The organism is Cellulomonas sp. ES6 (genome assembly GCF_030053835.1).
GTDB lineage: Bacteria > Actinomycetota > Actinomycetes > Actinomycetales > Cellulomonadaceae > Cellulomonas.
In genome coordinates this window covers 2,310,234-2,324,004 of sequence record NZ_CP125655.1, presented here as the reverse complement: position 1 = coordinate 2,324,004, position 13,771 = coordinate 2,310,234, and the positions used below count along the sequence as shown (strand labels likewise).

14 protein-coding genes are annotated in these 13,771 nt (G+C 74.5%); 6 read left to right on the top strand and 8 right to left on the bottom strand.

What is annotated here, in order from left to right; genetic code table 11:
• Window positions 1–65: 65 nt before the first annotated feature.
• On the top strand, window positions 66–608 hold the full coding sequence (locus P9841_RS10960; RefSeq protein ID WP_283318727.1) for a peptidylprolyl isomerase: 543 nt from the start codon (window positions 66–68) through the stop codon (window positions 606–608).
• Window positions 609–747: 139 nt separating this feature from the next.
• A complete protein-coding gene (locus P9841_RS10955) occupies window positions 748–1,467 on the top strand; it encodes a rhomboid family intramembrane serine protease (protein WP_349306890.1) in 720 nt (239 codons plus the stop codon).
• Between the two features lie 214 nt (window positions 1,468–1,681).
• Here the strand turns inward: P9841_RS10955 and P9841_RS10950 are convergent, their stop codons facing one another.
• Window positions 1,682–1,930: a cell division protein CrgA gene (locus P9841_RS10950; protein WP_222170895.1), complete on the bottom strand. Its 249-nt coding sequence runs from the start codon at window positions 1,928–1,930 to the stop codon at window positions 1,682–1,684.
• A gap of 120 nt (window positions 1,931–2,050) precedes the next feature.
• On the opposite strand from P9841_RS10950, the gene P9841_RS10945 reads away from it, so the two are divergent.
• Genes P9841_RS10945 through P9841_RS10930 form a run of 4 tightly spaced genes read left to right on the top strand, consistent with a single transcriptional unit; the run spans window position 2,051 to window position 4,652 of the window.
• Window positions 2,051–2,995: a DUF881 domain-containing protein gene (locus P9841_RS10945; RefSeq protein WP_283318725.1), complete on the top strand. Its 945-nt coding sequence runs from the start codon at window positions 2,051–2,053 to the stop codon at window positions 2,993–2,995.
• On the top strand, window positions 2,992–3,867 hold the full coding sequence (locus P9841_RS10940) for a class E sortase (protein ID WP_283318724.1): 876 nt from the start codon (window positions 2,992–2,994) through the stop codon (window positions 3,865–3,867). The genes P9841_RS10945 and P9841_RS10940 overlap by 4 nt, the downstream gene beginning before the upstream one ends.
• Window positions 3,867–4,025, top strand: coding sequence for a hypothetical protein (locus P9841_RS10935; protein ID WP_283318723.1), 159 nt, complete (start codon window positions 3,867–3,869; stop codon window positions 4,023–4,025). The genes P9841_RS10940 and P9841_RS10935 overlap by 1 nt, the downstream gene beginning before the upstream one ends.
• Window positions 4,026–4,028: 3 nt before the next feature.
• Entirely contained in the window at window positions 4,029–4,652 is a 624-nt protein-coding gene (locus tag P9841_RS10930; RefSeq protein WP_283318722.1) for an aminodeoxychorismate/anthranilate synthase component II, read from the top strand.
• A gap of 67 nt (window positions 4,653–4,719) precedes the next feature.
• Here P9841_RS10930 and pknB read toward each other — a convergent pair whose 3' ends face one another.
• The 7 genes from pknB to P9841_RS10895 are packed head-to-tail and all read right to left on the bottom strand — an operon-like array spanning window position 4,720 to window position 13,604.
• The gene (gene pknB, locus P9841_RS10925; protein WP_283318721.1) at window positions 4,720–6,690 is read right to left on the bottom strand and encodes a Stk1 family PASTA domain-containing Ser/Thr kinase; all 1,971 of its coding nucleotides are present in this window, start codon (window positions 6,688–6,690) and stop codon (window positions 4,720–4,722) included.
• The gene (locus P9841_RS10920; RefSeq protein ID WP_283318720.1) at window positions 6,690–8,090 is read right to left on the bottom strand and encodes a serine/threonine-protein kinase; all 1,401 of its coding nucleotides are present in this window, start codon (window positions 8,088–8,090) and stop codon (window positions 6,690–6,692) included. Before P9841_RS10920 ends, pknB begins: the two co-directional genes overlap by 1 nt.
• Window positions 8,087–9,544 carry a peptidoglycan D,D-transpeptidase FtsI family protein gene (locus P9841_RS10915; RefSeq protein WP_283318719.1) on the bottom strand — a complete coding sequence of 486 codons (1,458 nt, stop codon included), beginning with the start codon at window positions 9,542–9,544 and terminating at the stop codon, window positions 8,087–8,089. The genes P9841_RS10920 and P9841_RS10915 overlap by 4 nt, the downstream gene beginning before the upstream one ends.
• On the bottom strand, window positions 9,541–11,028 hold the full coding sequence (locus P9841_RS10910) for an FtsW/RodA/SpoVE family cell cycle protein (RefSeq protein WP_283318718.1): 1,488 nt from the start codon (window positions 11,026–11,028) through the stop codon (window positions 9,541–9,543). Before P9841_RS10910 ends, P9841_RS10915 begins: the two co-directional genes overlap by 4 nt.
• Entirely contained in the window at window positions 11,028–12,350 is a 1,323-nt protein-coding gene (locus P9841_RS10905; protein ID WP_283318717.1) for a Stp1/IreP family PP2C-type Ser/Thr phosphatase, read from the bottom strand. Before P9841_RS10905 ends, P9841_RS10910 begins: the two co-directional genes overlap by 1 nt.
• Window positions 12,351–12,356: 6 nt before the next feature.
• Window positions 12,357–12,869 carry an FHA domain-containing protein FhaB/FipA gene (locus tag P9841_RS10900; protein ID WP_283318716.1) on the bottom strand — a complete coding sequence of 171 codons (513 nt, stop codon included), beginning with the start codon at window positions 12,867–12,869 and terminating at the stop codon, window positions 12,357–12,359.
• Window positions 12,870–12,890: 21 nt separating this feature from the next.
• Window positions 12,891–13,604: an FHA domain-containing protein gene (locus P9841_RS10895; protein WP_222170905.1), complete on the bottom strand. Its 714-nt coding sequence runs from the start codon at window positions 13,602–13,604 to the stop codon at window positions 12,891–12,893.
• Between the last annotated feature and the right edge of the window lie 167 nt (window positions 13,605–13,771).

Sequence of the window (13,771 nt, the reverse complement as noted above, 5' to 3'; positions counted from 1 at the left end):
CGTCGCCCGTGAACACGGGACCCTCACGGGGTCGCCCCACGGCCCGGCGTGACAGGATGACGGGCATGCACGCGACCCTGCACACGAACCGTGGCGACATCCGCCTGGAGCTCTTCCCGAACCACGCCCCGCGGACCGTGGAGAACTTCCGCGGCCTCGCCACCGGTGAGAAGGAGTGGACCGACCCCGCGACCGGCGAGCCCCGCACCGGCACGCCGCTGTACGACGGCGTCGTCTTCCACCGTGTCATCGACGGCTTCATGATCCAGGGCGGCGACCCGCTCGGGCGCGGCACCGGCGGCCCGGGGTACACGTTCGACGACGAGATCCACCCCGAGCTGCGGTTCTCCGAGCCGTACCTGCTGGCCATGGCGAACGCGGGCCTGCGCCGCGACCCGGTCACCGGCCAGGTCGGCGGCACGAACGGCTCGCAGTTCTTCATCACCGTGACCGCGACGCCGCACCTCAACGGCAAGCACACGATCTTCGGCAAGGTGGCGGACGACGAGTCCCGCGCCGTCGTCGACGCGATCGCGACCACCCGCACCCGCCCGGGCGACCGGCCGGTCGAGGACGTCGTGATCCAGTCGGTGACCATCGAGCCCTGACGCCCCGATGACCCAGCCGCAGCCGGTCCCCGCTCCCGCTCCCCCGCCGGTCTGCCCGCGGCACCCCGACCGCATCGCCTACGTGCGGTGCCAGCGGTGCGGCAGGCCGACGTGCCCGGAGTGCCAGCGACCGGCTGCGGTGGGCATCCAGTGCGTCGACTGCGTGCGGGACGCGGCGCGTCAGACCCGTCCCGCACGCACCGCCTTCGGGGGAGCCGTCACCGGCCGCACCCCCGTGGTGACGTACACGCTCATCGCGCTGTGCGTCCTGTCGTACGTCCTCCAGCTGACCGTGCCGGGCTGGACGCAGCGCCTGGCGTTCGCGCCGGTGCTGGGGGAGACGGAGCCGTGGCGGTTCCTCACGGCGGCGTTCCTGCACTCCCAGAACCAGATCCTGCACATCGTGTTCAACATGGTGGCGCTGTGGTCCGTCGGGCCGTTCCTCGAGGCGATGCTCGGGCGGTGGCGGTTCCTCGCGCTGTACCTGCTGAGCGCCGTCGGCGGGTCGGTCATGTTCCTGCTGCTCGCGTCGCCGGACTCGCTGAGCTGGTTCACGTGGCTCGTGGGGGCGTCGGGGGCGGTGTTCGGCCTGTTCGGCGCGGTCCTCGTGGTGCTGCGTCGCACGGGACGCAGCGCGGGCGGCATCGTCGGCGTCCTGGTGATCAACGCGGTGCTCGGCTTCGTGCTCCCGGGCGTGGCCTGGCAGGCGCACCTCGGCGGTCTCGTGGTGGGTGCCGCGCTCGGGACGGCGTTCGCGTACGCGCCGCGCGAGCGCCGGCTGCCGGTGGCGGTCGGCGCGTGCGCGGGGGTGGCGGTGCTGCTGGCAGCGGCCGTCCTGGTGAGCTACGGGGCGGTCTGACGCCCGTCCCCAGCGTTGCTCACAGCTGTGGAACTACACCCGTGTAGTTATCCACAGGGTTGTGCACCCCTGGGGACATCGCGGTCGCGTGCCTGGGGACAACGGGTCCGCGGCTGGGGACGGCGCTGTGGTCGACGCCGCGCACGACCGGCCGGCACACCACCGGCGAGGCTCCGGACGTCGTCGTCCGAGCCTGCGCCGGGCGGGACCGCCGCTACTTCCAGCGGGTGGCCATCCCGAGGCCGCCGAGCGCGAACGCGAAGCCGATCGCCAGGTTCCACGACCGGATGCCGGGGACCGGGTAGTCGAACCCCGTGAGGTACGTGACGACGATCCAGAGCAGGCCGAGCAGCAGCAGCCCGCCCAGCACCGGCACGAACCACGGCGGGTTGACGCCGGGTCCTGCGGACTTCTCGGGCGGCGCGGTGTAGTGCGACTTCTGCCGCGTCCTCGACTTGGGCACGGGGATGCTCCTGACCTCGACCGTCGGACGTGCGCCCGATCCGCGCACGACCCGCTGTGGACGCACACCTGCGGGGCGCCGTCGTGGCCTAGCGTAGTGGCGACACCGAGGGGGAGAAGCGTGCCTGACGAGCACCCCGAGCGCCGGGCCCACGGCGCCCACGCCGCGGACGCCGCGGCGTCGCCCTCCGGTGCCCGCGACGACGAGGTCTCCGCGCGCCTGCACGCCGCGCGCGAGCGCGCCCAGCACCGCCTCACCCGGCAGCGGCGCGGGCGGGCGCTGCGGGGCACCGCGTCCGTCGCGCTGGTCATGGCGCTCGCCGGCGCCCTCTTCACGGCCAACGCCCGGCTCTCGGCCGGCACGGACACCCGCCAGCCGCAGGACCTCCAGGGGCTGCAGGCCAACGAGGACGCCCGACGGGAGCGGCTCGCCGACGAGGTCGCGGCGCTGCGCGCCCAGGTCGACGCGCTCACGCAGGAGCAGACCGACACCGTGGGCCTCGAGTGGCAGTCGGCCGGCGCGGCGTTCGACGTCGCCTCCGGCAAGGTCGCGGTCACCGGGACCGGCATCACGGTGAGCCTGGACGACGCGCCGGCGGACGGTCCGCGCCCCGCCGGCACCGGGCCGGACGACCTGGTGGTCCACCAGCAGGACCTGCAGGCCGTCATCAACGCGCTCTGGGCGGGCGGCGCCGAGGCGATGGCGCTCATGGACCAGCGCGTGATCTCGACCAGCGCGTTCCAGTGCATCGGCAACGTGCTCTCGCTCCAGGGCCGCCGGTACTCGCCGCCGTACGTCGTCACCGCGGTCGGCGACCCGGAGGAGCTGCTCGCCGCGCTCGACGCCGACCCGGCCGTGCGCGCGTACCGGACGTGGGTGGACGCCGTGGGACTCGGCTGGGCCGTGACCGAGCCGGACGGCGGCGTCCAGGTGCCCGCCTACGATGGGTCCGTCGACATGAGGTACGCCAGCGTGCCGCCGGGCACGGAGGTGCTGCCCGGGCTCGTCGCGGGCAGCAGCACCGCGACCGGCGCGCAGAGCCGGCGGGAGGACACCGGGGGATGAGCGGGACGGAGGCCACGTGGCCGCCCCTCGGCGAGCGCGGCGAACCCGACCGGCCCGGTGAGGGCGGCGCCCCGGGCACGACGCGGACGACGCCCGGGCCGGGGACGCGCCGCCGGGCGTCCCGCGGGTCGGCGGGGACCGCGGGACCGCCCCGCCGGGGCGCCGGCGTCGTGCTCGGCGCCGTGGGCGTGCTCGGCGAGCTGCTCATCACCGCCGGCGTGCTGCTGCTCGCGTTCCTCGCGTGGCAGCTGTGGTGGACCGACGTGGTCGCCGACCGGGAGCAGGCGGCCGTGGTGGCCGAGCAGGGCTGGGACGAGCCGCTCGCCGACCTCGACGACGGCCCGGCGATCGTCACGCCGCGGTACGACGACCCTCCGGTCATGGAGCAGCCGCCGTACCTCACGACGTTCGCGTCCATGCGCGTGCCGCGGTGGGACGGCGAGCCGACCCGCACCATCACGCAGGGCACCGACCGCGAGAACGTGCTGAACCCGCTCGGCGTCGGGCACTACGACGGCACCGCGATGCCGGGCGGCGTCGGCAACTTCGCGCTCGCGGCGCACCGCACCACGTACGGCAAGCCGTTCAACCGGATCGAGGAGCTGCAGGCGGGCGACCCGATCGTCGTGTGGACCGAGGAGGCCTGGTACGTCTACCGGGTCACCGACTCGCAGATCGTGCTGCCGCACGAGACGCAGGTCATCGAGCCCGTCCCGAACCAGCCGGGCGTCGCCCCGACCGAGCGGTACATCACCCTGACGACCTGCCACCCCATGTTCTCCGCGCGCGAGCGCTACATCGTGCACGGTGTGATGGACTACTGGGCACCCCTCGACGAGGGTGTGCCCGCCGAGCTCGTGGAGGGCACCTGATGTACGGCTGGCTGTGGCGGCACCTGCCCGGACCGGCGGTGGTGCGTGCGCTGGTGCTGCTGGTCCTCGCGGCCGGCGTGCTGGCGGCGTGCTTCGTCTGGGTGTTCCCGTGGCTCGCCCCGTACATGCCGTTCAACGACACCACCGTGGGGGAGTGACCGATGAGCCGGATCCTCGTCGTCGACAACTACGACTCGTTCGTCTACACGATCGTCGGCTACCTCGACCAGCTCGGGGCCGAGACGGTGGTCGTGCGGAACGACGCCGTGCCGCCCCTCGAGGAGCGCACCGGGTTCGACGGCGTGCTCGTCTCGCCCGGGCCCGGCACGCCGTCCGAGGCCGGCGCCTCGATGCAGGTCATCCGCGACTGCGCGGCGTCGGGCACCCCGATGCTGGGCGTCTGCCTCGGTCACCAGGCGCTCGGGGAGGTCTTCGGCGGCACGGTCACGCACGCGCCCGAGCTGATGCACGGCAAGACCAGCCAGGTCGCGCACGACGGGCAGGGCGTGTTCGAGGGCCTGCCGACGCCGTTCACCGCGACCCGCTACCACTCGCTGGCCGTCGTCGACGGGACCGCGTCCGACGAGCTCGTGGTCACCGCCCGGGCGAACGGCATCATCATGGGCCTGCAGCACCGCGAGCTGCCGCTGCACGGCGTGCAGTTCCACCCGGAGTCCGTGCTGACCGAGGGCGGCCACCGGCTGCTCGCCAACTGGCTGACGCTGACCGGGGCGGACGACGCGGTCGCCCGCTCGGCGGACCTGCACCCGCTCGTCCGGCCGTAGCGCCGGCGGGGACGACGGAGGCCGGCACCCGCGCGGGTACCGGCCTCCGTCAGGGACGAGCGGCGTCTCAGGGTGCGTCGGTGCTGTCGCCGGACGGCCCCGCGTAGACGTTGAGCGTCACGGTGGACCCGATCTGCACGGTGCTCCCGGGCGACGGGGACGTCGAGACGACCTCGCCGGGCTCCGCGTTCTGGAACTGCCCGCTGGCCTCCTGCGACTGCACCTCGAGCCCGAGCCCGCGGAGCTGCGCGGTGGCGTCCTCCTCGGACTTGCCGACGACGTCGGACGGGATCTGGACCGTGGTGGGCGCCGCCGCCACGGTCAGCGTGATGACGGTCTGCTGCGGGATGATGCCGGACCGGTCCTGCGCGATGACGGTGCCCGGCTCGGCGTCGGCCGTCTCCTGCTGCTGGATGTTCGACCCGAGCTTCAGGCCGTTCAGCGCCGCGACGGCGTCCTCCTGCTTCTGGCCGCGCAGGTCGGGCAGCTCGACGTTGCCGGAGGCGATGAACAGCGCGACGGTGGAGCCCTCCGCGACCGACTGGCCCTTGGCGGGGTCGGTGCGCAGGGCGCGGTCGCCGGCCTGGTCGGGGCTGTTCTCCTCCTCCACGCTGCCGACGACGAGGCCACGCTCCTCGATCTGCTGCCGCGCCTGCTCCTGGGTGAGGCCGGCGACGTCCGGGACCTCGACGGAGCTCGGGCCGGTGGAGACGACGTACGTGACGTCGGAACCCTCCTCGACCTCCTCGCCGCCCGCGGGGTCGCTGCTGATGACGGTGCCCGCCTCGACCTCGGTGCTCGCCTCGGCGGTCCGCACCGGGTTGAGCCCGGCGTCCTGGATCGCGGCGACCGCGTCGTCCTCGGACATGCCGGCGACGGTGGGGACCGTGACCGGCTCGACCGGCGGCGTGCGGTCCTGCATGAGCAGGTACACCAGGCCGGCGACGGCGAGCGCGGCGATCACGCTGAGCGTGATCCACAGCCAGCGCTTCGACTTCTTCTCCGGCTCCTCGTCCTCCGGGTCCGCGGGCGGCAGCACGGCCGTCCCCGGGCTCGTCGGCGCCCACGCGGGCGCGTCGCCGGGCATGAGCTGGGTCGTGGCGGCGTCGGCGCCGAGCACCTGGGTCGCGGCGCCGGCGCCGAGGGCGGCCGGGACGACCGGGGGAGCGGTCACGACGCCCCCGCGGGCGGCGGCCTCGAGGTCGGCGCGGAACTCGGCCGCGGAGGAGTAGCGGGCGTCCCGCTCCTTCGCGAGCGCCTTCGCGCAGATCCGGTCCAGCACCTCGGGCACGTCGGACGCGACGGACGACGGCGCCGGGGCGATCTCCCGCACGTGCTGGTAGGCGACGGCCACCGGGGAGTCGCCGACGAACGGCGGTCGGCCGGTCAGCAGCTCGAACAGCAGGCAGCCGGCGGAGTACAGGTCGGAGCGGGCGTCGACGGTCTCGCCGCGGGCCTGCTCGGGGGACAGGTACTGCGCCGTGCCGATGACGGCCTGCGTCTGGGTCATGGTGGCCGCGGAGTCGGCGACGGCCCGGGCGATGCCGAAGTCCATCACCTTGACCGCACCCGTGGGCGTCAGCATGACGTTCGCGGGCTTGATGTCCCGGTGCACGATGCCGGCGTGGTGGGAGTACTCGAGCGCCGACAGCACGCCGGCGGTGATCTCGATGGCCTCCTCGATCGGCACGGCCTGGCCGTCGCGGAGGATGTCGCGGACGGTGTGCCCCTCGACGTACTCCATGACGATGAACGGCACGTGCGCGACGGCGCCGGTGGGCTCGGTGTAGACGTCCTCGCCGGTGTCGTACACCGCGACGATCGACGGGTGGTTGAGCCCGGCCGCGGCCTGCGCCTCCCGGCGGAACCGTGCCTGGAAGGACGGGTCGCGCGCGAGGTCGGAGCGCAGGATCTTGATCGCGACGGTGCGACCGAGCCGCGCGTCGTGCCCGATGTGCACCTCGGCCATGCCGCCGCGGCCGATGAGCTCGCCGACCTCGTACCGTCCGGCGAGGATCCGGGATCCGTCGTCCACCACTAGGCGTCCTTCGCTGTCGTCGTTCGCGCGCCCGGTGCGGTTGCGCCGGGCACGTGCTCGGAGATCATCCCACCCTCGGCTGCCGCCTGGGCGTACCCGGGGGCGTCCTGGCGGCCGGTCGACCCGGTGTCTCCGCCCGTCAGGCTGTCGGCCAGCGCGGCGCCGAGCAGCGCCACGACCAGCACGGCCAGCACGAGCAGGGGCCACCGCACCTGCAGCCGCCGCCACGCGGGCCGCTCGGTGACGCGCACGTGCGCGCGGGTGGTGGGCTGGGCGTGCGCGCCGCCGGGCCGGGCCGCGCCGCCCACCTGGTAGGTGGGGCGGTCGACCGGCCGACCGGTGCGGGGGTCGAACGCCGGCGGCGGCGCGGGGGTCGCGGCGACCGTCGGGTTCACGGAGCCCCGGACCCGGGTCGCGCCCTCGGCGGTCGGCCGGGAGCCGGTGGCCCGCCCGCGCCGGGTGTCGGCGGCAGCGGGTCGCGCGGCCGCGTCGCGGGCCGGACCGGAGGCGCCGGACGTCGCGGCCGCGGCCGACCGCGACCGGCCGGGCACGATCGACACGGGCGGGCTGCCGCCGGCCGGCGTGTGCGGGACGAGCGCGTCGAACATCCGCGCGAGCTCCTCGGCGCTCGCGGGACGCTGCGACGGGTCCTTCGAGAGCAGCCGCATGACGAGCGCCGCGATCTGCCGGTCCACCGTCGCGGGCAGCGGCGGGACGGGCGTGTTGACGTGGGCGACCGCGATGTCGACAGCGGTCGGGCCGGTGAACGGCCGGTGCCCGACGAGCGCCTCGTAGGCCACGATGCCGAGCGCGTACATGTCCGAGGCCGCGGTCGCGGGGCCGCCGACGGCCTGCTCGGGGGACAGGTACTGCGCCGTGCCCATGACCATGCCGGTCGCCGTCATCGGCACCTGGTTGTGCGACAGCGAGACGCCGAAGTCGGTGATCTTCACCTTGCCGGTGGGCGTCAGCAGGATGTTGCCGGGCTTGACGTCGCGGTGCACGACCCCGGCCTCGTGGGCGGCGTGCAGGGCGCGGGCGGTCTGCGCCAGGATCGGCAGCAGCCGGCGCGGCGGCAGCACGGGCTCGCGCTCCAGCAGGTCGCTCATCGGCTCGCCGATGATGAGCTCCATCGCGAGGAACGCGGAGCCGTCCTGCTCCCCGTAGTCGAACAGCGCGGCGATGCCCTCGTGCGACAGGCTCCCGGCGTTGCGGGCCTCGGTGCGGAACCGCTCGAGGAACCCGGTGTCGCCCGCGAACTCCTCGCGCAGCACCTTGATGGCGACGTCGCGCTGCAGGGACTCGTCGTGCGCGGCCCACACCTCGCCCATGCCGCCGACGGCGATCTGCCGGGTCAGCCGGTAGCGGCCGCCCAGGACGACGCCGGGTGCGGGCCTCACTGCCCGATCACCGCCTGCATGACGGCGCGCGCGATCGGCGCGGCCACGCGGCCGCCGGTCGCCTCGGAGCCGGCGTCGCCGCCGTGCTCGACGATGACGGCGACCGCGACCTGCGGGTCGTCCGCGGGCGCGAAGCCGGTGAACCAGGCGTGCGGCGCCTCGCCCTCGCGGCCGGTCTGCGCCGTGCCGGTCTTGCCGGCCACCCGCACGCCGGGGATCTGCGCGGCGGTGCCGGAGCCGGAGTCCACGACGCCGACCATCATGTCGGTGAGCGCGCTCGCGGTGGCGCCGGAGACGGCGTCGGACAGCTCGGACGGCTCGGTCTCGCTGACGACGTCGAGGTCGGCCGTGCGGACGGTCTGCACCAGGTACGGCGTCATGAGCGTGCCGCCGTTCGCGATGGCCGCGGAGACCATCGCCATCTGCAGCGGCGTCGAGCGCACCGACTCCTGGCCGATCGCCGACAGCGCGGTCTGCGCCGCGTCCGGGTCCGCCGGGAACGTCGACGCCGACACCGGCATGGGCACCGTGAGGCCGTCCGAGTCGAACCCGAAGCGGTCCGCCTGCTCGCGCAGCGCGTCGTCGCCGAGGTCGGCCCCGAGCTGCGCGAACGCGGTGTTGCACGAGATCCGCAGGGCGTTCGCGAGCGTCGTCTGCTCGTTCGCGCCGCAGGACGACCCGCCGAAGTTCGGGAGCTGGGTCCGCGTCCCGGGCAGCGTCAGCTCGTCGGGTGCGGCGAGCACCGACTCGGGGGAGTAGTCGCCCGACTCCAGCGCGGCGGCGGCGGTGATGAGCTTGAACGTCGACCCGGGCGGGTAGTTCTCGCGGATCGTCGTGTTGAGCAGCGGGTCGCCCTCGGCGGCGGCGAGCTGCTGGTACGCGGCGTTCGCGGCCGTCGTGTCGTGCGTGGCCAGGGCGTTCGGGTCGAACCCGGGGGTCGAGACCATCGCGAGGATCCGGCCGGTCGACGGCTCGACCGCGACGACCGCGCCCTGCTGGCCGCCGAGCGCGTCGAACGCCGCCTGCTGCGCGGCGGGGTCCAGCGTCAGCTCGATGGACGAGCCCTGCGGCTGGCGGCCGGTCACGAGGTCCTGCACGCGGGTCCAGAACAGGGAGTCGGCCTGCCCGGTCAGCACGTCGTTCATGGCACGCTCGAGCTGCGTGCCGCCGTTGACCACCGAGTAGAAGCCGGTCACCGTCGAGTAGAGCTCGGGCTGCAGGTACGAGCGCTGGTAGCCGAACGGGTCGTCGACGGGCTTCGACTCCGCGATGGTCTGCCCGGCCACGATGATCGGCCCGCGGGGCCGGCCGTACTCCCGGTACAGCGTGCGGACGTTGCGGGGGTCGTTGTTCAGCGCCGACGCCTGGCCGAACTGCACCCAGGACGTGCCGGCGAGCAGCGCGAGGAACATCACGAGGACCACCGTGGCGAGGCGGCGCAGCGGGGCGTTCACGCGTCACCACCCCCGCTCGTCCGGCGCAGCCGCTCGGTGGGCTGGTCGTCGGTGGGGCTGGCGCCCGCCACCCGCACGGGGGCCACGGCCTCGTCGTCCAGCGGGATGCCGCCGGCGGGGGTCGACAGCAGCGGGCCGGACACCTCGGGCGCGGGGCGTCGCGCGTCGTCGGAGATGCGCAGCAGCAGCGCGGCGATCAGCCAGTTCGCGAGCAGCGACGACCCTCCGTACGCGAGGAACGGCGTGGTCAGGCCGGTCAGCGGGATGATCCGCGTGATGCCGCCGACCACCACGAAGCACTGGAACGCGATGACGAACGCGAGGCCGGCGGCGAGCAGCTTGCCGAACCCGTCGCGGACCCCGATGGCCGTGCGCAGGCCGCGCTGGCTCAGCACCAGGTACATCACGAGGATCGCCATGAGCCCGGTGAGGCCCAGCTCCTCGCCGAGCGACGCGACGATGAAGTCCGACTCGGCGAACGGCACGAGGTCCGGGCGGCCCTGCCCCCAGCCGGTGCCGAACAGCCCGCCGCTGGCCAGGCCGAACAGCCCGCGCACGAGCTGCCCGGAGCCGCCGGGCGCGCGGTCGAAGACGTCCTGGTCGAGCGCGTGCAGCCAGATGTGGAACCGCGCCGCCACGTGCCCGAACGAGGACGCGGCCAGCGCCACACCGCCGCCGAACATGAGCAGGCCGATGATGATCCAGGACAGCCGCTCGGTGGCGACGTAGAGCATCGCCACGAACAGGCCGAACAGCAGCAGCGACGTCCCGAGGTCCCGCTGGAACACCAGCAGGGCGATCGACGCGGCCCACACCACGGCGATCGGGCCCAGGTCCCGCAGCCGGGGCAGCTGCAGGCCGAGCACCTTCGGCCCGGCGAGCGCCAGGGTGTCGCGGTGGGTGACGAGGTAGCCGGCGAAGAACACGGCCAGGGCGATCTTCGCGAGCTCGGCGGGCTGCAGCGAGAACCCGAGCGCCCGGATCCAGATGCGCGCGCCGTTGATCTCGACCCCGAGCCCGGGGACCAGCGGCAGCACCAGCAGCACGAGCGCCGCCACCATCGCCGTGTACGTGTACCGGCGCAGCGTCCGGTGGTCGCGCAGCACGACGAGCAGCACGCACGCCAGCACCACGGAGATCGCCGACCACGCGAGCTGCTTGCCGGCGAACATCTCCGTGCCGCCGCGCGCCTCCCGCGCGAGGTCGATCCGGTAGATCATCGCCAGGCCGATGCCGTTCAGCGCGATGACGACCGGCAGGATCACGGGGTCCGCGTAGGGGGCGCGCCAGCGCAGCACCACGTGCACGAGCAGCGCCAGGCCGGCCATGCCCGCTCCGTACCCGAGCACGTCGGCGGGCAGCTCGTCCGTCGCGCCCAGGCCGACCAGGGCGTACGCGGAGACCGCGATGACCAGGGCCACCGCGATCAGCCCGAGCTCCGTCCCGCGACCGGCGCGCACGCGGTGCGCCTCCACGGTCGCCATCAGGGGGCCGCCGTGCCGGTCGGGCGGGCGGACGACGTCGGGCGCGGGGTGCGCGTCGGCTCCGGGTCCGGCTGCTCGGCGGCAGCGTCCTCCGCGAGGGCGTCCACGCGGGTGCGGGCGTCCGCGAGCGAGGCGGTGTGGATGGTCTGCTCCACGCGGTCGCGCACGAAGCCGGGGAGGTCGTCGACCGCCAGCTCGGTCCGCTCCACCACGTCGGACAACGTCAGCGGCCCGATGGACTGCGGGATGCCGCGGTAGATCGCCACGACCTCGCCGTCGACGCCGACGTAGTACTGCGTCTGCGTCCAGCGGTAGAACCCGGTGGCGCCGGCGGCGAGCAGCAGCACCGCGAGCAGGGTCACGACGGTCCCGCGGATGCGGCGCCGGCGGCGGGCGCGGCGCTCGTCCTGGTCGTCCTCGTCGTCCTCGACCGCCGGGACGCCGCCGCCGGGGGTGCTCGCCGCCGCCTGCCGGGACAGCTCCGCGGCGCGGGCGGCCGGCCCGTCCTGCGCGGACGTCGGGCGGTTGCGGGTCACCGCGGCCGAGCCGACCACCACGGCGTTCGTCCGGGGGCCCGCGCCGTCGCGGACCTGGTCGAGCTCCAGCACGTCCGCGACCACGACGGTGACGTTGTCGCCGCCGCCGGCCCGCAGCGCGAGCTGCACGAGCCGCTCGGCGCAGGTGTCGACGTCCGCGATGTCGTGCAGCGTCTGGGCGATCGTGTCCCCGCTGACGAAGCCCGACAGCCCGTCGGAGCACAGCAGCCAGCGGTCGCCCGCCCGCGCCTCCCGCACGGACAGGTCCGGCGCGATGTCGACGTCGAAGTCCCCGAGCACCCGCATGACGACCGACCGCTGCGGGTGGTGCTCGGCCTCCTCCGGCGTGATCTTGCCGGTGTTGACCAGGTGCTGGACGAACGTGTGGTCGGTCGTGACCTGCGTCAGCACCCCGTCGCGCAGCAGGTAGCCGCGCGAGTCGCCGAGGTGCACCATCGCGAGCTTGTTGCCGGCCCGCAGGATGGCCGTGACCGTCGTGCCCATCCCCGCGAGCTCCGGGTTGGCCTCCGAGCGGCTGATGATCTCCTCGCGGGCCTCCTCCAGCGCGCGCTCCAGCTCGTCCAGCGCGTCGTCGGGGCCGTGGGACTCCCCGTCCAGGGGCGCCAGCGCCGCGATCGCCACCGACGAGGCCACGTCGCCGCCCGCGTGCCCGCCCATGCCGTCCGCGACGACCAGCAGGTGCGGCCCCGCGTAGGCGGAGTCCTGGTTGTTCGACCGGACCAGCCCCACGTCGGACCGGGCGGCGTAGCGCAGCGCGATGGTCACGACCCGCTACCCCTGCAGCTCGAGGACGCTCTGGCCGATGCGCAGCTGCGCGCCGGGGCGGAACGGCACGGCTCCCGAGACCCGCTGGTCGTCGAGGAACGTGCCGTTGGTGGACCCCATGTCCTCCACGAGCCACTGGTCGCCCTCGGGGAAGACGCGGGCGTGCCGGGAGGAGGAGTAGTCGTCGTCGAGCACGAGCGTGCAGGACGGGGCGCGGCCGATCAGCACCGCGGACGCACCGAGCGGCAGCGTCGTCCCGCGCAGCGGACCCTCGGTCACGACGAGCCGCGTCGGACCGGCACGCCGACCGCGGCCGCGGTCCGGGGCGGGCGGCGCCGCGGGGGCCGGGGCCGCGGGGGTGGCGCCCGGCGTGGCGGCGGCCGGGCGGCCCGGGCGGCGGCGGTTGACGATCCGCGTGCCGTACAGGTCGCGGCGCAGCACCCCGATGGCGGACAGCACGAACGCCCACAGGAGGACGAGGTAGCCCAGCCGCAGCAGGGTGACCGTCAGCTCACTCATGCGTGCCGATCGTGGAGCCGCTCACTCGTCCAGGTCCTGTCCGTCGCCGTCACCCGTCCAGAACATGATGCGGGTCCGGCCGATCGTCAGCGTGTTCCCGTCCAGGAGTGTCGCGGCCGGGACCTGGTGGCCCTCGACGAACAGGCCGTTGGTCGACCCGAGGTCCGAGGCGACGACGCCCTGCGGCGACACCCGGATCTCGAGGTGCCGGCGGGAGACCCCCGGGTCGTCCACCACGATGTCCGCCTCGGAGCCGCGGCCGATCACCGTCACCGGCCCCGTCAGCAGGTACCGCTGGCCGTCGATGTCGATGAGCGGGTGCCGGGGGCTCGGCGCGGCGGTCGTCGCCGGGGCGGCCGCACCGCGCACCGTCGCCGACTTCACGCGGAACCGGCCCGTCTCCAGGTCCTCGTACTCGTGGAACGCCACCGTCACCGGCCCGACGAACGCGTACCGCTGACCCGTCGCGTGCTCCGTGACGTTCGCCGCCAGCTCGTCCGCCAGGGCCTCCGCGCCCCACGCCTCGACCTGGTCGTAGTCGCCCGGCGACAGCTCGATGGTGAACTCGTTCGGCACCACCGTCCGGTCGCGGCCCACCACGGCGGCCCGGTCGTCGACCTCGCGGCGCAGCGCGCTCGCCAGCTCGACGGGCTTCACCTCGCTGCGGAAGGCCTTGGCGAACGCGGTGTTCACGACGCGCTCCACCCCGTGCTCGAAACGGTCGAGGATGCCCACGCCCACCACCTCCTCACCGCACGCGTGTGCCGCCGGTCACCGGACGGCGCCCGACATTCTGCCTGAATGGTAGCCGTGGGACCGATCCCCGGACCCTGCCTGGGGACGGCGGGGCGGCGCGGACCTGGTGAAAGGGTCGTGGTGGGCGCCGGCGGGTGCCGTGTGCG